17 protein-coding genes are annotated in these 18455 nt (G+C 38.5%); 6 read left to right on the plus strand and 11 right to left on the minus strand.

Annotated elements, in window-relative coordinates; all coding sequences use genetic code 11:
• Position 1: 1 nt before the first annotated feature.
• Positions 2-442 carry a GNAT family N-acetyltransferase gene (locus tag RV04_RS05240; RefSeq protein WP_071857412.1) on the minus strand — a complete coding sequence of 147 codons (441 nt, stop codon included), beginning with the start codon at positions 440-442 and terminating at the stop codon, positions 2-4.
• A 355-nt stretch (positions 443-797) separates the two neighbouring features.
• Positions 798-1190, minus strand: a complete 393-nt coding sequence (locus tag RV04_RS05245) for a hypothetical protein (RefSeq protein ID WP_071857413.1) — start codon at positions 1188-1190, stop codon at positions 798-800.
• A 485-nt stretch (positions 1191-1675) separates the two neighbouring features.
• Between RV04_RS05245 and RV04_RS05250 the strand changes: the two genes are divergently transcribed.
• The 4 genes from RV04_RS05250 (at position 1676) to RV04_RS05265 (ending at position 5984) form a co-directional block, all read left to right on the plus strand.
• Complete coding sequence (locus RV04_RS05250) at positions 1676-2398, plus strand: hypothetical protein (protein WP_071857414.1); 723 nt, start codon at positions 1676-1678, stop codon at positions 2396-2398.
• A 130-nt stretch (positions 2399-2528) separates the two neighbouring features.
• A complete protein-coding gene (locus RV04_RS05255) occupies positions 2529-3404 on the plus strand; it encodes a cation diffusion facilitator family transporter (RefSeq protein ID WP_071857415.1) in 876 nt (291 codons plus the stop codon).
• Between the two features lie 554 nt (positions 3405-3958).
• Complete coding sequence (locus tag RV04_RS05260; RefSeq protein ID WP_071857416.1) at positions 3959-4948, plus strand: bile acid:sodium symporter family protein; 990 nt, start codon at positions 3959-3961, stop codon at positions 4946-4948.
• A complete protein-coding gene (locus RV04_RS05265; RefSeq protein WP_071857417.1) occupies positions 4896-5984 on the plus strand; it encodes an iron-containing alcohol dehydrogenase family protein in 1089 nt (362 codons plus the stop codon). Before RV04_RS05260 ends, RV04_RS05265 begins: the two co-directional genes overlap by 53 nt.
• A gap of 130 nt (positions 5985-6114) precedes the next feature.
• Here RV04_RS05265 and RV04_RS05270 read toward each other — a convergent pair whose 3' ends face one another.
• Positions 6115-7263 carry a hypothetical protein gene (locus tag RV04_RS05270; protein ID WP_071857418.1) on the minus strand — a complete coding sequence of 383 codons (1149 nt, stop codon included), beginning with the start codon at positions 7261-7263 and terminating at the stop codon, positions 6115-6117.
• 283 nt (positions 7264-7546) lie between these two features.
• Positions 7547-8212 carry a hypothetical protein gene (locus RV04_RS05275; protein WP_071857419.1) on the minus strand — a complete coding sequence of 222 codons (666 nt, stop codon included), beginning with the start codon at positions 8210-8212 and terminating at the stop codon, positions 7547-7549.
• 309 nt (positions 8213-8521) lie between these two features.
• Here RV04_RS05275 and RV04_RS05280 point away from each other — a divergent pair, with 309 nt between their 5' ends.
• Positions 8522-11215: a 5'-nucleotidase C-terminal domain-containing protein gene (locus RV04_RS05280; protein ID WP_071857420.1), complete on the plus strand. Its 2694-nt coding sequence runs from the start codon at positions 8522-8524 to the stop codon at positions 11213-11215.
• 297 nt (positions 11216-11512) lie between these two features.
• On the opposite strand, the gene fghA is transcribed toward RV04_RS05280, so the two are convergent.
• From fghA to RV04_RS05295, 3 genes are all read right to left on the minus strand, one after another.
• Entirely contained in the window at positions 11513-12346 is an 834-nt protein-coding gene (gene fghA, locus RV04_RS05285; protein ID WP_071857421.1) for an S-formylglutathione hydrolase, read from the minus strand.
• A gap of 1 nt (position 12347) precedes the next feature.
• Positions 12348-13466, minus strand: coding sequence for an S-(hydroxymethyl)glutathione dehydrogenase/class III alcohol dehydrogenase (locus tag RV04_RS05290; RefSeq protein ID WP_071857422.1), 1119 nt, complete (start codon positions 13464-13466; stop codon positions 12348-12350).
• A gap of 221 nt (positions 13467-13687) precedes the next feature.
• On the minus strand, positions 13688-14230 hold the full coding sequence (locus tag RV04_RS05295) for an acyl-CoA thioesterase (protein ID WP_071857423.1): 543 nt from the start codon (positions 14228-14230) through the stop codon (positions 13688-13690).
• Positions 14231-14358: 128 nt separating this feature from the next.
• Here RV04_RS05295 and RV04_RS05300 point away from each other — a divergent pair, with 128 nt between their 5' ends.
• On the plus strand, positions 14359-15534 hold the full coding sequence (locus RV04_RS05300; RefSeq protein WP_071857424.1) for an AI-2E family transporter: 1176 nt from the start codon (positions 14359-14361) through the stop codon (positions 15532-15534).
• A gap of 35 nt (positions 15535-15569) precedes the next feature.
• Here RV04_RS05300 and trhA read toward each other — a convergent pair whose 3' ends face one another.
• The 4 genes from trhA to RV04_RS05320 form a co-directional block, all read right to left on the minus strand.
• Positions 15570-16205 (minus strand): PAQR family membrane homeostasis protein TrhA, encoded by a 636-nt coding sequence (gene trhA / locus RV04_RS05305; protein ID WP_071857425.1) that lies wholly within the window; start codon positions 16203-16205, stop codon positions 15570-15572.
• A gap of 89 nt (positions 16206-16294) precedes the next feature.
• On the minus strand, positions 16295-16582 hold the full coding sequence (locus RV04_RS05310) for a hypothetical protein (protein ID WP_071857426.1): 288 nt from the start codon (positions 16580-16582) through the stop codon (positions 16295-16297).
• A 113-nt stretch (positions 16583-16695) separates the two neighbouring features.
• A complete protein-coding gene (locus RV04_RS05315; protein ID WP_071857427.1) occupies positions 16696-17358 on the minus strand; it encodes a methionine ABC transporter permease in 663 nt (220 codons plus the stop codon).
• A 47-nt stretch (positions 17359-17405) separates the two neighbouring features.
• Entirely contained in the window at positions 17406-18416 is a 1011-nt protein-coding gene (locus tag RV04_RS05320; RefSeq protein ID WP_071857428.1) for a methionine ABC transporter ATP-binding protein, read from the minus strand.
• Positions 18417-18455: the final 39 nt, after the last annotated feature.

Consider the following 18455-nt stretch of genomic DNA (forward strand, 5'->3'; position numbering starts at 1 on the left):
ATTATTGTTGTGAAAATAATGGTGCTGATTCAAGCGATACTACTTTCGTCATCCAAACGAAGTCGATCGTGTGTTTTTTGAAGTCCCAAAAAATGGGTTTATACTTTCTTTTTTGATAAAAAGTTTGAGCGGTTTTACGCGCGGTCAAAACAATCCGATAATGTCCTTGCTCTTGAGCAAGATCTTCACATTGGCTCATTAACTGATCACCTATTTTTTTGCCTTGATATTCTGGCGAGACCGCGACTTGCCGAATACGAGCGATTCCAAATGGATACAGTTGTATCGCGGCCGTCCCCACGACTTCTCCTTGTTCAATCGCTACAAAAACAATCAAATTTCTTTCTTGATCCCAATCTATTTTTCCGCCTAAAAGTTGTTTGCGCAATTTTAGGGCGGCCGTATGCTCCTTGCTAAATAATTCAGCCTGTTCAATCTTCATCGCAAACGTCCTCCGTATTCCTAGAAATTTTCCACCTTTGATAGCGTAGAAAAATAATTTTTGCTTTCTCTAATCCGCTAAATGCTCCTGACTCATATACTAAGAAGCATCAAAATCGATAACTGTTATTTTGAAAAAGTTTCCTTAGTCAGCTTTCGATTCGGTACCTATTTTTTAGGTACCTAACATTCAACCTATTCTTAGTATACTTCGGTACCTAAACATTGTCAATAAATAATTTTATTTAAATAAAAAATCGAAAACTATCTATTTAACCATTTTAAAAAAATTTATAAAAAAACATATGACTAAATATAATGCTATCAGTTTTTATCTAAACTGTTCACCAATCGCATTAAGGGACCGTTCCTCGATGCATAGTAGCTATATCGATTCGAACTAATAATTGGGCGACCTTCCAAGCAATATACTTGGGCAAAAATGGGAAAAGTTCTTGTAAAATCTCCTGCCATTCTGCTTGCGAAAAATAGCCTTCAAACTGATAATAAAACCGTTTAAAAGCCGGGACGCTTCGATATTCTTTCTGTATATAAAGGTTGCGGACCAACTCGCAACACGGCTTTTCAATCCCCTCAGTCCCTAATGCTGCGCGGACTTGGAACACAATGATTAATCGGAGCAGTGTTTCAGCATCTTGTTTTTCTGCATAAAAGATAGTGATTCGTTTTTCTAATGTTTCAGGTTTCAAATGAAACAATTGACGCATCGTAAAGGGATGCTTATTCATCGGTCCGACTCCTTTCTTTTTTCTTCACAATAACTAACGAAACTGCTAAATGCTGTATTCAAAAAGTTTCATATACGAAAAAAAAAGCAAATAATTTTGCTTTTCGAGTTTCAAACTGAAAAAATTTTTTGCTCACTTCACAGACAGTCTGCTGCAACAAAGTAAAAATAAAAAAACAGCTATCTTTATTCGATCTGTTTTATCAAAACTGCAATGCCCGATAAAAAAACTAAAAATAACAATTATAGATAAATAAAAAAGAGTTATATTTTCATTTTGTGATCATTTTCTACAAATAAGAGTTTCTTTAGTTATTCAGATTTTTCAAGAAAAAACAAGTTTTATGGATAGTTGAAAAAAAGTGGAACAGTCTCAAAGATAAAAAGCTGATTTTATTAATCTGCCAATAAAAAAGAAGTCGTGTCGTTTTTTATCGCATGAATTATAGTGAAGATGAAATTATCATTTTGAAGGAGGAAACATTTATGAAAGCATTTGTTCAAACGGAGTATTTAGATGACAGACAGTGGTCCGATCTTTGGTCAGCTGCGCTTCAACGAGCAACACCATTTGATCCATTGATGGTCGATGAAATCAATGTGATTATACCGATACCTGAACATAGTGGTGTTCTGATTTTTACGGACAAACAGCTTTATCATAGTGATGAAAATGGTTTGACTGTTTTGAATCGTTTTTCAAGTGCTCATCGTTTTCCTCTGTATAAAGATAGTCATCGCACTCTGAATGCCTTGGGTTGTGGAACTCACTATAAAACACCGTGGCTTTGTCCATTTTTTGCTTTGTTGCCACTAGAAGATACGAGGCGAACGATCTGGATCAATCCTTTAAAAATTGCTGAGACCAAACAAACTGACTCTCGCTGCTTTCTTAAATTATCTGATGGGCCAACCTTTGTTTTGCCGCTGCTTCAGCGGAGTGTCCGACTGCACGCAGCCAATACTTGCTATGCACTCGCCTTGATGCGCAGGGATTTGTTCCGTTTTGTCAAAAAAGCCGACACGCCTTTAGCCTATCTAGAATTACCTAACACGCCGTTCGCTCGTTTGTTAGCTAAACGTCCCCTCTTGTCTCAGTTCACTCATCCCATCACCGCTTTTACCCGTCACTATACAAAAGTTACTTTTCTGTCACGCTATGAAAACTTGGAAGAAGAACCGCAAGAAATTAATTGGTCTTTATGGTGAAAAAAAATATGCCGTCCTAGGCTTTATTTTAGCTGCCCCAAAATAATTACAGTTTGTCAAAATACTTGTTTTCACCCAATCAAAAAGTGTATAGTGGTAAAACATTTTAATTTTTGGGGTGTTTAAAACTATGGTAAATAATCGCTATGAACAATTAAAAAAAGCAGAATTGGGTGCGATCGTCAGTATCGTAGCTTACATTTTAATTTCGATCTTAAAACTGACGGTGGCTGATCTGGCACATTCAGAAGCCTTACGCGCAGATGGTTTGAATAACTTTACAGATATCTTGGCTTCGATCGCAGTCTTGATCGGTTTACGGATTTCTCGTAAACCCGCGGATGCCGAACATCGTTACGGTCACTGGAAAGCTGAAAATGTGGCTAGTTTAGTGACTTCATTCATCATGTTGTTGGTAGGATTAGAAGTCTTATACAGCTCAGTGCTCTCGGTGATCCACCATCAAACAGAATCACCAGATATGACTGCAGCAATCGTAGGAATTTTTTCTGCAATTGTGATGTACGGTGTGTATTTCTTTAACAAACGCTTGTCCGAAGAAGTCCAAAGTTCTGGTTTACTAGCTGCTGCCAAAGACAACCGCAGTGATGCTTGGACAAGTATTGGGACGGCTATTGCCGTCTTCGGCGCTTCGTTCAATTTAGGTTGGTTGGATAGTGTCGCTGCTATTGTCGTTGCCTTATTGATTTTAAAAACCGCGATCGATATTTTCCGTGACAGTGTCTTCTCACTTTCAGATGGATTTGATCAAACACAATTGGCTCACTATACGCATGCGATCGAGCAACTACCGGAAATTCGCACAGTAAAAAGCATCAAAGGACGAAGCTACGGGGCAAACATTTATTTGGATGTCACTGTCACGATGAATCCTGCCTTGACCGTCAAAGAAAGCCATGATATTGCAGATCAAATCGAATACCTATTACAAGAAGAGTTTCAAATTTTTGAGACCGATGTACACATAGAACCCTCCGAGCCTTAAGACTCGAAGGGCTCTTTTTCATTGATTATATTGAGGTTATGATTTACACCTAAGACTAGGTTTGGATTGATATTTTACTGTTTTCTATTTTTATTTATTCCCGGTCTTTTCGCCGTACATTATATAGAAAGACCATTATCATCATTCGTGGTTTTTTGTCATTTTATAGAAAAAATGACAAAAGTTATGAATAAGATGTTGACAAAGTCCTTGTCCGTCTGTAGACTGATAAGAAATTAATTTAAATATTCCGAAAATTCAGAACAAGGAGGTCAAGACTATGAAATGTACTAGAAATCAATCCGTAGCCGTCATTATTTTATTATGTTAGGGACTTTTTTGAGTGATCAATCAAAAAGTCCCTATTCACATTGCATCGAAAAGAAGAACTTACTTCTTTGATGGAATGTTTTTTTTATACCCAATTTTGATTACACGTTTTGGAGCTTAGACAAATTAATTGAACATTCTCTTATTGCACCACGACAAAATCGATTCTTTTGGCCTAGTCATTTCTTCTACGGCTAACAAGATTTGGAAGGAAGAAACCTCATATGAAAACCGTTAATGCGATTGCTGCTTTTGTCAATAAGTACCTGATTTACATTATGATTTTATTGATGATCGTTTCTTATTTTTTCCCTCAGCCGTTTCTATGGATTCCTGCTCGTACAACAAATTTGTTGAGTATCATCATGTTTTGTATGGGAATGACCTTAAATTTTGCTGCCTTCAAAATGGTTATCGTCCAACCTAAAGCCTTTATCATCGGTGTGATTTTCCAATTCACGATCAGCCCTTTAGTCGCTTATGGATTAGCTCAACTATTTGGGCTGTCATCTGGCTTGATCATCGGCTTCGTGTTACTAGGCTCCGTTTCTGGCGGAACAGCCAGCAATGTGATGACTTTCATCGGAAAAGGCGATGTTGCTTTGACCGTCTCCATGACGACTGTTTCGACCCTATTAGCCACTGTCGTCACTCCATTTTTGACTTTTATTTTGGCAGGAAAATACACACACATTTCATTTGTGCAAATGCTGCTGTCTGTTTTACAGATGGTTTTGGTTCCGATCGTTTTAGGCGTCATCGTGCATAAACTAATTGGCCGATACATTGAACAATGGCTCCAAACATTTGTCTTAGTTTCTTCCGTCAGTATCTTGTTGATCGTTGCGGGAACTGTTGCTAAAAATGGTTCTGTCATTGTTCAATCAGGATTGATTTTGATCTTACTAGTCTTGATCCATAATTTGATCGGTTATGGTGCTGGATATGGCCTGAGCCGTCTGCTAGGTGTCAGTGCCAAACAAGCCCGTTCGATCATGTTCCAATTAGGAATGAAAAATACCGGCTTAGCGATTTCACTCGCCACCGCTCATTTTGCTACCATTCCTGCTGCTGTCACGCCCGCTGCTGTGGGCATGGTGATCCATCAAATCACTGGTCCGATTCTCGCTAACCTAGTCGCAAAGAAAGAAGGAAAAGTATATGAGTCAAACAATCTTTTTACCAAGCTATACTATCGGTACAGACGCCTATAATCACATCACTGAAATCGTTCAATCCTACGGAAAAAAAGCCGTTATGATCGGCGGAGAAAAAGCCTTGGCCGCAGCAGAACAAAAAATCACATCCGCCATCGCAACAGGTATTGAATTAACCGATACCCTTTGGTACGGCGGCAACTCGACGTATGAGAATGTTGATACGTTAGCCAATTCCCAAGCAGTCCAAACAGCCGATGTATTATTTGCAGTCGGCGGTGGGCGTGTCTGTGATACCGTTAAAGTCGTGGGCGAAAAAATTGGAAAACCCGTTTTTACTTTTCCAACGATCGGTTCAAATTGTTCACCGGTAACTGCCGTATGTGTTATGTATACCGAAGCAAGTGAAATGCAAGGTCTCTTCTTCCCATCTAAACCACCGACACATGCCTTTATTGATACTGCAATTATTGCCGCAGCTCCTGATAAATACCTATGGGCTGGTATCGGTGACGCTCTTTCAAAACAAGTCGAATCAAGTTTTTCTGCTCGGGGCGATCAACTGAACCATACGGATGGCTTAGGGATTCAAATCGGAAAAATGTGCACTGACCGCTTGTTGGACTATGGAACCCAAGCATTAAAAGACAGTGCCGAAGGAAAATCGTCCTATGCGATTGAGCAAGTTGTTTCTGAGATCATTGTAACGACGGGATTGGTCTCTGTTTTAGTAGTCAATGATTACAATTCTTCCTTGGCTCATTCATTCTATTACGGGACGACCGTCTTGAAAAAAATGGAAGAATACCTACACGGAGCTTCTGTCAGTTACGGCGTCTTAGCCCTACTGAAACTCGATCAACAAGAAGAACTTTTTGAACGCATTTATCAATTCATGCAAGAAAATAAACTGCCCGTCTCCTTAGCTGAAATGAAGCTAAATACAACTTCAGATTTAAGCGCTATTTTAGACAAAGCAATGACGACTAATGACATCGTTCACAGTCCTTATGAAATCACTCGAGCCATGTTCGAACAAGCCATTATGGCTGTGGAAACCCATAAAGTAGACGAAAAAGTCAAGATCGGATAGGAAAAAGCCCCAATTCTATAAAGAATTGGGGCTTTTTTTGATTTATCATAGAACTACTATTTAGTTGTATAAAGAAATAGATGAATCACTCCAACCGATTTTTACGTAGCAAAATTTAAAGAATACTTTTTTAATAAGCGCCTGATACTACACTATTGTTAAAATCAAAGGATGTATTCGTAAATGATGGACGACCTTTCTTAGTTACGTCGGATCCATTTCGCAACACTTTTATATTACGTATTTTAACTGTCGCATTTGAATTAATATGCAAAATATAAGCATCGCTGCCTGGCACTAATTTTGTTTTGTATTGACCAACTAATGTCCCATTCACAAACGTTTGCATATAACCAGAACTATAATACTTAGCTTGTAATTTTACTGATTGTCCATTTGCGATACGAGGTGCCTTCGTATTTACTGAATAATATTGCTGGCCCTTTGTACCTGAGCCCGATGGGAAATTAATGTTTGTGGTATTGATGCGGCCTTGAGCAAAATTGGCATCAGACCCCGCTTGGTAGTGGATACCTACACCGATTTGACCATTCCCCTCTCCGTTACCTGCAATCACAAACTGCGTTTCATAATCACTCGATGAGCCTGTCATTGCAACATCTGCAGAAAATTCGATCACCGGAGAAGATAATGTCGCATTATCAAAAGCTTTATTTGAATACAACAAGCGGTAAGAACCGCCAACCGCTTGTTCTTGACCTCCAATACCTGTTGTGTTGACGTCCACATGTTTTGGTGTGACACTTGAATTGTTTGTCTGGTTAGTGGTATCATCCGTTGCATAAAAAGCGATCCCTTCATCGCGCCAACCAACTTTTTTCAAATGATCACGTTCGCTTGCTAACACTGTGTAATGATGAGACCCTGATTTGGCATTCGGATTGTATAAACGATAAACAGGAACTTTTCCTCCCGAGTACCATGAGACGCCCTCATATTTCCACCCAACTTTTTTTAAATGATCACGTTCATTGGCGTTCAATGTATAAAAGTGATCGCCTCCAAAATTAGGATTATACATGCGATAAACTTGAGCTCCGCTATTCGGTGCTTCCCAAGCATTTCCCTCATTTCGCCAACCATGTGAAACGACGAATGGAATCTCATTTTTATTTTGCGTATACAAATGTTCCCCAGTATTTGGGTTATATGCACGATACAATTGACTCGCTTCAACCTTTGTAGATCCAACTAGTGTGAAACCACCTATTCCCAACAATAATCCAAGACCAACAATTAACTTTCCCCTTAATCTCATTGCCTGACTCCTCCTTTATTTTTTATGATTCACTCTCACTACACTAACCTATACCCTTAAATAAAACCGCTACTTAATGACTATTTTATCAGTATTACAATATAATGCTTGTTATCTCTTTTCAAAACAATCATAGCAATCATTCGGGTAAAACACAATCTGACATTCGTTACTATAATTAAACATAAAACATAATTTCAGTGTGAAGAAACAGCGTTTGATTGTCTGTTTAGTAGCCAAAAAAAACTCTATAGAAATTTCTATAGAGTTTTTTCAGACTTATTTATCCATGAAAATTACCAGTAGCGGAATTGACTGTTACATAGGATTGATTGCCTGTATTGTATTCATTGACCCAGACTTCCCAACTATTATTTCCAATGTATTCATATTTTTGAGTCGTTACTTTATATTGCGCATATAATTTGGCTTCAAACGCTTTTACCCACGAACCTTCTGGAACTAATTTATTGGCATAAAAACCAATACCTTCATCGCGCCAACCTGCTCGTTTTAAAACATCACGTTCACTTGCTAAAACCGTATAATGATGCGTTCCAGATTTTGCATTTGGATTATACAATCGATAAACAGGAACAGTTCCACCAGAGAACCATGAAATCCCTTCATAACGCCAACCACTTTTTTTCAAATGATCGCGCTCATTCGTATTTAATGTATAGAAATGATCGCCACCATTATTAGGATTAAACAATCGATAAACCGCAATGCCTTTGTCTGGTGCACTCCATGCCAATCCTTCATTTTTCCAGCCAAATTTTACAATACTTGGAATTTCATTTGAATTTTGAGTATACAAATGTTCTCCCGTATTTGGATTATAGCCACGATATAATGTCGAAGCCTCTGCCTGTCCTGTAGCTATTATGATACTTCCCGCTACAGCTAGTAATGATATTAAAAATAGCATTTTAAAATTTTTTTTCATTTTATTACCCCCTTAAATTGAAACTATTCCTTCTAAATAGGACTTTATTATAGTGTATTTTTTCTCTATTCTCTACCCTTTAAACTATATTTCATTGATGGAAAAACCAAATAAAAATTTCGCTAAAAACAACCCAATACAATGGAAAATGTCAAAAGTACAGTGCTTAGCATAAATAAAATAAACAATGTTGCAAAAAAAAAAAAAGAAATGCGATGTATAAATCCGAAAAAAACACTTTGTATATAATCCGCGCATACGTTATCATTGTTTTTGTAACCGCTTTTAAAATGTAAAGGAGGAAGAATAGTGAAAAAAAAGAAACGAATGAATACTATTTTCAAATTTTCAACGGTTATAGGGTTAGGGGTAATGGGATTATTTATATCAGATCATGGGAAGGCTGATGAAATCCCGGTACAAATGTTAGGTATCAATGATTTTCATGGAGCTTTAAGTACTACTGGGAGTTATTACGGTCCCGATGGTTCCAAAGTTAGCAATACTGGAACAGCTCCTCTCTTAGCTGGTTATTTTAATCAAGCATCCACTAATTTTAATACGTCAACAAACAATTCTGGAGTTTCTTATCGCGTACAGGCGGGTGACATGGTCGGTGCGAGTCCAGCCAATTCCAGTCTACTGCAAGATCAATCGACAATGCGTGTTTTACAATCTATGGGATTTGATGTTGGTACTTTAGGAAATCACGAATTTGACGAAGGACTTGCGGAATATAATCGCATTTTAACTGGCGAAAAACCTGCAGAAGGCAATTCATTTTATGATATCGTTAATCAATATAATTCTGATTACACTCAAAATCAATTAAAAGGAAATTTTGATTTGACGATTGCCAATGTTAAAGATAAACTGACTGGGCAAAATCCATTTGGCTGGAAGGATTATGTGATCAAAGAAAAAAAAGTCGGAGAAAATACAATCAAAATTGGATTCATCGGAGTTGTGACTACCGAGATCCCCAATCTAGTTTTGGCACAGTATCATCAAGATTATAATTTTACTGACCCAGCTGAAGCAATTGCAGATAGTTCTAAAGAACTAAAAAAACTTGGTGTTGAAGCCATCGTCGTCTTAGGACATACACCTTCTGTGCAAGGTACCGGTGATACTGCGAGCGGTGAGACAGCCACGATCATCAATACAGTCAATCAATTGTATCCAGACAACAGTGTCGATGCTTACTTTGCTGGGCATAACCATGTCTACACAAATGCGATTGTCGAGAATACACGGGTCGTTCAATCAACTTCACAAGGTAAAGGTTATATTAATTTAACAGGAAATTACGATACCAATACTGGTGATTTCACCGATATCCCGAATGCTGAAGTGAAGCCAGTAGATCCTACCCAAGGCGTTGAAGCAGACTCTGATGTCAAAGCAATCGTCGATGACGCTTCAACTCGAGTAAAGGCAGTCACTGAAAATAAAATCGGAACAGCAGCAGTTAATACGGATATTACTCGAGAAGCGAATACTTTTGGGGAATCCGCTGTTGGTAATTTGATCACAGATGGCCAAGTCTACATGGCAAAAAAAGCTGGTCAAGATGTTGATTTTGCCTTAACCAATAATGGTGGGATTCGTGCAGACTTAAAAGTTGAAGCAAACGGAACAATCACTTGGGGTGCCGCCCAAGCTGTTCAACCATTTGGAAATATTATGCAAGTTGTTGAAATGACTGGTGCTCAGATCCGAGCTGCATTAAATCAACAAACTTTTGGTGGTGCTACTAATTATTTCTTACAAGCTTCAGGCATGAAATATACTTTAGTTCCTAATACTGATACAGCTAAAAGTGCTACTTATCCCTATGTAGTAAAAGATTTAACAAAAAACGATGGCACGAAGATTGAAGATAATACAACTTATAAGCTAATCATCAATGACTTTCTATACGGTGGTGGTGATGGATTCTCAGCATTTACTGAAGCAACTTTAATTGGAGCGATTGATCCAGATACTGAAACATTTATTGGTTACATCGAAGATCTTGAGGCAAAAGGAGAAACAATCTCCGCCGGTATCGAAGGTCGGCGTGTGATCATAGATCCATCGGAAGATTTATCTACGATTGAAGGTTCTGACTATACGATGTCTTTAGGCGATCCAAAGCCCACTGCAGAAAATTTTAAAGCCTCTGCTACAGATACAACTGGAAAGTCAATTGCTGTCACTGTTGATTTTTCCAAAGTTGATTTTACTAAAGCTGGAACATATCCAGTTATATTAAAAGCAGAAAATGGAAAAATAAAAAACGTCAATTTAACGATCAAAGAAAAAGCAGCTAACATGATCAAAGTAACCTTCAACACTGGAAAAGGCGGTACATTACAAGGGAATACCACACTTTCAGTTGCCAAAGGAACAAAGTTGACGAATCTTCCTAAACCAATTGCCGCTAAAAATAATATAGAAGATATTTATTTTTTAGATTGGTATCAAAACGGGAAAATCGTAAATCCTAAGACAGTCGTCATCAATCAAGATACGACTTTTACCGCTAAATTTGGCACAGCTGTTTATCGTTTATACAACGCAAATGATGGCGATCATTTATTAACTAAAAACAAAAATGAAAAAAATGCGATCGTAGCAAAAGGTTGGAAATTAGAAACCAATGCTAAAAAAGAATACGGTCAAGCAGCTTTCTACGTTCCCGTCCAAGCAGACAGCGCCGGCAAAAAACAAGTCTATCGTATCTATAACCCAAATAGCGGCGAACATTTCTATACAACCAATAAATCTGAAGCAGATGCGGCAGTCAAAAAAGGTTGGCGTCATGAAACAAACAAAGATTACACATGGGTTTCAGACGGAGAGGTCAAAGTATACCGTGAATTTAATCCAAACAACCGAACTGCAGGAAGTCATAATTTTACAACCGACCTTGCAGAGCATAAAAATGTTGTTAAAGCGGGATGGCGAGATGAATCCAAAGCTAGTTCCTTATGGACAGTCTTAAAAGCAGGATTTTAGCTCTAAGCATTGCTCATTTACTGAGCAATGCTTTTTTTAACTACAGCGTTCCTATTCGAAAATAGCATTTGTTAATATCGAAAATGCTTTTCGTCATTCATTTATTTTGATATTCTTCGGATAGATCTTATTGTCGTTAATATAAGATTACAGGATTATATAAAGTCATTTTTATTGGAATAGAAAACAGGAATATTTTGCATAAAAGTGACCTTATATGATAATGACTAAAAATTGATAGCAATGAAATACGCCCTTTAAGTTCGATCAGACGTCGAATTTAAAGGGCGTTTTTATTTATTTCAAATGGGAAACATGAAATGCGATATGTTCCTCGATAAAAGTAGCAATCGTATAATAACTATGATCATACCCAATTTCTTTACGATAATTGATTGTTTCATCCGCAACATCTGCGGCCGCTAAAAAGGCTTGCTCATTCAACTGAACTTCATAAAAATTATCATTCGTTCCTTGAGTGATCAGTATCGGAGCATGCTTGGTTCCGACTGTTTTCAACAACTCAGTCGCATCCCATTCTTTCCATGTCTTTGTGGCAGTTCCTAAATAAGCGGTAAAGGCTTTTTTTCCCCACGGTACTTGCATCGGATTTGAGATCGGCGCAAAGGCTGAAATTGCGGAAAAACGCTGTGGATTTTTTAATCCGAGCATCAATGCTCCATGTCCACCCATCGAGTGACCCATAATACTTTCTTTACCAGAAAAATTAGGCAGCAATGAATAAACGATCGCAGGAAGTTCTTGGGTCAAATAGTCATACATCTGATAATTTGTTTGCCAAGGTTCTTGGGTCGCATTCAGATAAAAACTTGCCCCTTGCCCTAGATCCCAATCGTCACTGTCTGCAACGGCGCCTCTGGGAGAAGTGTCTGGCATCACAAAAGCGACGCGATTTTTGGCGGCATAAGCTTGAAAAGCGCCCTTTTGGCTAAAATTATCATCGGTACAGGTCAGTCCCGATAGCCACCAGATCAAAGGCATAGCTGTCTTGGTTTCTGGTGGTAAAAACAAACTGAATGTCATCTCACACTTCAAAGTTGTCGAATCATGACGATATTTGATTTGCTGACCACCAAAAGATTGATGTTTTTCTATTATTTCAACTGTCATATTAGGCGTCTCCATATGTCAACATCGTTCGGATCGATTCTCCACGATGCAATAAGTCAAACGATTCGTTGATTTGAGAGAAATCTAAGTGATGCGTAATAAACGAATCCAGATCGATTGCCCCCACCATAAAATCTTCTACCATACCAGGCAATTGTGTGCGACCTTTTACACCACCAAAAGCAGAGCCACGCCACACTCGTCCTGTCACCAATTGGAAAGGACGCGTATGGATTTCTTTTCCTGCTCCAGCCACACCAATAATAATACTTTCGCCCCACCCTTTATGGCAGCACTCAAGCGCCGAGCGCATAACGTCGACGTTACCGATACATTCAAAACTGTAATCCACACCGCCATTCGTCATTTCAACGATAACTTCTTGGATCGGACGCTCAAAATCTTTCGGATTCACAAAATCCGTCGCCCCCATTTTTTTAGCCAATGCCCATTTATCAGGATTCGTATCGATGGCAATGATTCGTTTTGCGTGTGCTTTTTTCAATCCTTGGATCACCGCTAAACCAATCGCGCCTAACCCAAATACAGCGGTTACGGCTCCATCTTCTACTTTAGCTGTATTTTCAACTGCTCCTAGACCAGTCGTGACACCGCACCCTAATAAAGCAACTTTATCTAACGGCGCCATATCATCGATTTTTACCAAATTGATTTCATTGACGACCGTATATTCGCTAAATGTGCTGGTTCCCATGTAATGATAGATCGGTTTTCCTTGATAAGAAAAACGTGTCGTTCCATCCGGCATCAATCCTTGTCCTTGTGTTTCACGGACAGCCGAACATAGATTGGTTTTTCCAGATAAGCAAAACTCACATTTTCCACATTCTGGAGTATACAAAGGGATCACGTGGTCCCCGACTTTGACAGACGTGACGTCTGCGCCGACTTTATAGACGATGCCAGCCCCTTCATGTCCAAGGACCGCTGGAAAGACACCTTCAGGATCATCACCCGATAAAGTAAAAGCATCTGTATGACAAACAGAAGTATACATTATTTTTACCATGACCTCTGTTGGCTTTGGATCCGCCACATCGATCTCAACGATTTCTAAAGGTTTTCCGGCTTCAAAAGCCACTGCTGCTCTACTCTTCATTTCCACATTCCCTCTTTCTGTTGCAAGTACTGATTATCTTACATTTTATTCGAACAAAGCTTCGATTCATTCCTTTCAAGTATACTGGGGCTTAGCTAATTAATACAATTAAATGAACCAAACAACATCGACTTGAGCAAAAACGTTCACTAAATACTCTTTCATAAAAATGTTTCACTAAAAAAGTACTCCGCCATCGGCGAAGTACTTAAAATAATCAATTAGTCTCCGGTTCCTTCATCTGACCAAGGAAGATCTGTTGATAATAAAGCAGCAAATTTTTTGTAGTCGTCTCGTTCTTTTAAGCGATGATCACGGCGTTGTTGATACCCGTCACAGACCATTTTTTCTTCTGCCGTTTCTGGGATCACAGCGGGTACAATAAATTCTGTTTCTTCATTCATATGCGAAGGTACGGCCACAAATGTTGTGAAACATGTTGCTGCTAAATAGCGTTCCCCTGTGGATAAGTTTTCACCAATCACTTTGACAAAGACTTCCATCGATTTATTGTGGCTACCAGACACATAACTTTTTACACAAACAGAATGGTTGGCATGTAGCGGTTGCAAAAAATTTAGATTGTCTAGTGACGCCGTTACTGCTCCTCTGCGGCAATGTCTCGAAATCGAGATCGAAGCCGCATCATCGATCAATGTCATTAGTTTCCCTCCAAATAAAAAACCAAAGGGATTTAAGTCAAAGGGAAATATACGGTGCGTCTGAATCACACGCGATTCGCGACAAGTTTTCGTTTCAGTCAAAATATCACTCTTTCTATTATTTGTCTTAGATTGATTATCTCATTTTACAAGGTTTTTTTCAAAAATCCACAAAAGTATACAGTTGATTGTACATTCTGTATACTTGATTTATAAAGGAGGTTCACCTAATGGAAAAAGAAAAACCCTCAAAACTCATTCAGTTTTTTGGTGGTAAAACATCCTACTATCTAATTGGTTTGATTATTTTAAGTGCTTTAGCTATTTATTTATTAAATACGGTCTCATTCATTTTTAAACCGTTAGTTGTGGTGGTTTCCACCGTATTACCCCCGATGATTTTCGCCTTGTTGATTTATTATCTGTTGAATCCAATTGTGAATTTTATCAGCAAAAAAGGACTCTCTCGTACGATTAGTATTGCTCTAACGTATATCGTGATTTTAGCGATCATGTTTTTCGGTGGTGCACGCTTAGTCCCCGTGATTCGTGACCAAGCCCAAGATTTGGTCAAACAATTTCCTGCTTATGTAGCAGACTTTCAACAAACCATCAAAAATTTTTTAGATGCGACTCCGTTTGCCTCTTCTTCGGATGAAGCGCTGAACTCAATTGATAAGCTAACTAAAGAAGCGTTGAATTACTTAGGAAACAACTGGCAAGATGGGGCAAAAGGATTAGGAACCCTTTTTTCTGCTGTTTCTAGCACTGCGATCACCTTATTTACTGGACCGATCATCGCCTTCTTCTTGATCCAAAGTCCACAAAAATTGTATAACGCAGTCATGGAAATGATCCCCCCACGCTTCCGAAAAGATTCTAGCGCGTTGATCAAGATTGCTAACCAACAATTAGGGGCTTTCTTGAAAGGACAGGTCATCGCATCTTTATTACTTGGCTTGATTTATTGGGGTGTTTTTTTGCTACTAGGTTTGCAATATGCCACAGTCATTGCTTTGGCAGCAGGGATTTTAAGTATTATTCCTTATATCGGTTCATTTTTGGCCTTTCTTCCGGGACTATTCATTGCTTTTCAAGATTCAACTTTTATGGTGGTCAAATTCGTGATCGCTTGGTTTGTGGTTCAACTGTTGCATGGCGACCTAGTCGTTCCTCGGGTAATGGGTGACCGATTAAAAATCCATCCAATTACGATTTTAGTTGTTCTATTAGTCATGGGGGATCTACTTGGTCTAGTTGGTGTTATTTTTGGTATTCCGATTTATTCGATGATCAAGTTACTCATCGTCTTTACCTTCCGAAAATTCAAACAGCGTTACAATAAATACTTTGCTGATGAAGGTGCCTATCGCAAGACCGGCTTTTCTGAAGACGATTACCTATAAAAAAAGCTGTCCTTTTTGAAAAGGACAGCTTTTTCTTATTGATAAATTGATAGGAACATCAACAATGCTCCCAGCATCACGAATAGATGCCACACCACGTGCATAAAGCGTCGATCTTTCATACTATAAAAAAGCGACCCCACAGAATAAGCAATCCCACCAAACAAAAGTAAAAGTAAACTTTTTAAACCGACACTTTGATAAAGCACCGGCAATGCGATCGCTACGCCCCAGCCCATGATATTATAAAGAATCGTCGAAATGTTAGAGACAGATGTTTGTTTCGTTAACGTCAAACATTTATAAATAATTCCGGCAATCGCAGACAGCCAGATAACCGATAGTAGTACAATCCCGAAAGCACCTTGAATGTATAACAGGCAGTACGGTGTGTACGTTCCTGCAATCAAAAGATAAATCGAGCAATGATCAAAGACTTGAAACACTTTATTGGCTTTGGTGAAAATCAAACTATGGTAAAGCGTCGACGCTAGAAAAAGCATCAGTAAAGACACACCATAGATGACAAATGAAATATAATGCAAGCGGCTATCCGCTTTTTGCAACAACAGAACAATACCTACAATACTCAACAGCGCACCCACACCATGTGTGACCGCATTCAACACTTCATTTGTAATTAGATACTTCCGACTAAATTGTGCTTCCATTCGTTTATCACCTCATATTACTTTCTAAAGACAATATATCACGATTAACAAAATAACACAATCTAGTTATCGTAACTAGATGGATATTTTTATCCTAAAATGATTCCTCGCTCCACTAATCGATAGCCAAAGACTAATTCTTCTTCGATATAGATTTCTGCCTCCTTGGCTTCATTCAATAAATTGATGAACCCGTTCAGCCGCAAACTTTCAGCTGAATTTTTTTGTACTATAATTTTATCAGCCTCGATTTTGGCTGCCAAATGATTTGTTTCTTGCTCTCCTTCTTTTATAAAAACAAATTGATAAGAAGATAATTGTTTTAATTCACCGGCTGAATCTACCTGAATCGCCGTCAGTAAATCTTTTGCTTTCATCTTTTTAGACTCCCTTACTTGTTGAGATTATCAGTCTAGCCCTTCTACCTTAAGTATAACAAAAAGCAAATGATGTATTGGAAATCTATGCTTCCAACACCATCACTTGCTTTTTAATTACGATCTAAACTTTTTGCGATCCCATTCCCTAATGACTGGACGACTTGAACTAAAATAATCAATAAAATAATCGTAGTATACATAATCGTCGGCTCATTTCTTAAAAAGCCATATTGATAAGCAATGCTTCCTAAGCCGCCTGCTCCAACCAACCCAGCCATCGCCGTTGCACCGATCAATCCGATCATGGCAATCGTCAATCCTCGAATGATCCCACCACGAGCCTCTCTTAATAAAACACTGCAAATGATATGAAAATGACTGATCCCCATAGCTTGATAAGCCTCGATTACACCACCGTCAACTTCTAATAGAGAAGTTTCGACCAAACGTGCCAAATACGGTGCTGTATAAATGATCAATGGTAATAAGACCCCCTGAACTCCGATGGTCGTGCCCATAATAACTTTTGTTAATGGCAAAATCAGAAATAGTAGAATAATAAATGGCAACGAACGTAAAACATTGATGATACTATTTAACCCTGTATAGAAGGGAAAGTTACTATTTAATCCACCCGGACGTGTGATCACTAATAACACACCCAACGGAATTCCAATCACGATCGATAATGCTAGTGCAATACAAACCATCACCAATGTCTGACCTAATCCTTCGATAATAACATTTCCCCATTGACTCCAAAAAGCATTCATTTCATATCCTCCCTTTTTCATTTGTCATTTTTTTATAAAGCATTCTATCAAATTTCTTCTATAAGAATGCCTTGTGATTTGATATATTCTTTTGCCGCTGCAAAATCTTCTGGACTGCCGCCAGAAAACTGCACCAATAATTGTCCATGGCGTTGTTCTTTCAGATAGCCAATCGTACCGCTTAAAATATTTGGACTTAATGGAAATTCTTTTGCGACTTTTGATAGGACCGGTTCAGTGGCTTCCTCGCCAATAAATTGCAGTTGTACTAATCGACCAGTATTTCGGTAACTTGACAATACCTCCTCTGGAACGCCATAACTATCGTTTGCACCAATAAATCGTTTCGTCGTTTCTTCTTTTGGTTGAGTAAATATCTCAATCACCGGGCCGGCTTCAACGATATGACCGTCTTCCATCACTGCGACTCGATCACAAATTCGTTGAACGACATCGATCTCATGGGTGATCAAAAAGATGGTGATTCCCAATTCTTGATTAATTTTCGCTAACAACGTTAAAATCGATTCAGTTGTTTCAGGATCTAAGGCACTTGTTGCTTCATCCGATAATAAAATTTCGGGTTCATGCGCCAAAGCTCGAGCGATAGCGACCCGTTGACGTTGCCCACCAGAAAGTTGAGCCGGATAATTATCTTTCCGATCGGTTAAACCCACCAATGCTAAATATTTAGCTACTCGTTCTTTGATTACATCTTTTGAAACACCTTCTAGTTTTAACGGTTTAGCAATATTTTCATAAACCGTTGCTGTCGAAAGCAGATTATAGCCTTGAAAAATCATGCCGATTTTCCTTCTAGTTAACAATAATTCTTTTTTGTTAAGTCCTTTTAGATTTTGACCATTGATTAAGATTTCACCGGTCGTGGGCGGCTCTAAATAATTGATCATTCGAATCAAGGTTGACTTTCCTGCTCCTGAATACCCTACAACACCGAAGATCTCCCCTTTTTCAATTTTTAAACTGACCTCTTTCACTGCTTCGATCCGCCGCTTTTTTTGTTGATACACTTTTGAAACTTTTTTTAATTCGATCATTCGGCTCACCTCTTCTATTTACGATTACATTTTTACTGC

The organism is Enterococcus hermanniensis, from assembly GCF_001885945.1.
Taxonomy (GTDB): Bacteria; Bacillota; Bacilli; order Lactobacillales; family Enterococcaceae; genus Enterococcus_A; species Enterococcus_A hermanniensis.

Bases quoted from the DNA above. Each gene is read 5' to 3' on its own strand.
- RV04_RS05240 (WP_071857412.1), bottom strand. From the start codon at position 442: ATGAAGATTGAACAGGCTGAATTATTTAGCAAGGAGCATACGGCCGCC.
- RV04_RS05245 (WP_071857413.1), bottom strand. From the start codon at position 1,190: ATGAATAAGCATCCCTTTACGATGCGTCAATTGTTTCATTTGAAACCT.
- RV04_RS05250 (WP_071857414.1), top strand. From the start codon at position 1,676: ATGAAAGCATTTGTTCAAACGGAGTATTTAGATGACAGACAGTGGTCC.
- RV04_RS05255 (WP_071857415.1), top strand. From the start codon at position 2,529: ATGGTAAATAATCGCTATGAACAATTAAAAAAAGCAGAATTGGGTGCG.
- RV04_RS05260 (WP_071857416.1), top strand. From the start codon at position 3,959: ATGAAAACCGTTAATGCGATTGCTGCTTTTGTCAATAAGTACCTGATT.
- RV04_RS05265 (WP_071857417.1), top strand. From the start codon at position 4,896: ATGAGTCAAACAATCTTTTTACCAAGCTATACTATCGGTACAGACGCC.
- RV04_RS05270 (WP_071857418.1), bottom strand. From the start codon at position 7,263: ATGAGATTAAGGGGAAAGTTAATTGTTGGTCTTGGATTATTGTTGGGA.
- RV04_RS05275 (WP_071857419.1), bottom strand. From the start codon at position 8,212: ATGAAAAAAAATTTTAAAATGCTATTTTTAATATCATTACTAGCTGTA.
- fghA (WP_071857421.1), bottom strand. From the start codon at position 12,346: ATGACAGTTGAAATAATAGAAAAACATCAATCTTTTGGTGGTCAGCAA.
- RV04_RS05290 (WP_071857422.1), bottom strand. From the start codon at position 13,466: ATGAAGAGTAGAGCAGCAGTGGCTTTTGAAGCCGGAAAACCTTTAGAA.
- RV04_RS05300 (WP_071857424.1), top strand. From the start codon at position 14,359: ATGGAAAAAGAAAAACCCTCAAAACTCATTCAGTTTTTTGGTGGTAAA.
- trhA (WP_071857425.1), bottom strand. From the start codon at position 16,205: ATGGAAGCACAATTTAGTCGGAAGTATCTAATTACAAATGAAGTGTTG.
- RV04_RS05310 (WP_071857426.1), bottom strand. From the start codon at position 16,582: ATGAAAGCAAAAGATTTACTGACGGCGATTCAGGTAGATTCAGCCGGT.
- RV04_RS05315 (WP_071857427.1), bottom strand. From the start codon at position 17,358: ATGAATGCTTTTTGGAGTCAATGGGGAAATGTTATTATCGAAGGATTA.
- RV04_RS05320 (WP_071857428.1), bottom strand. From the start codon at position 18,416: ATGATCGAATTAAAAAAAGTTTCAAAAGTGTATCAACAAAAAAAGCGG.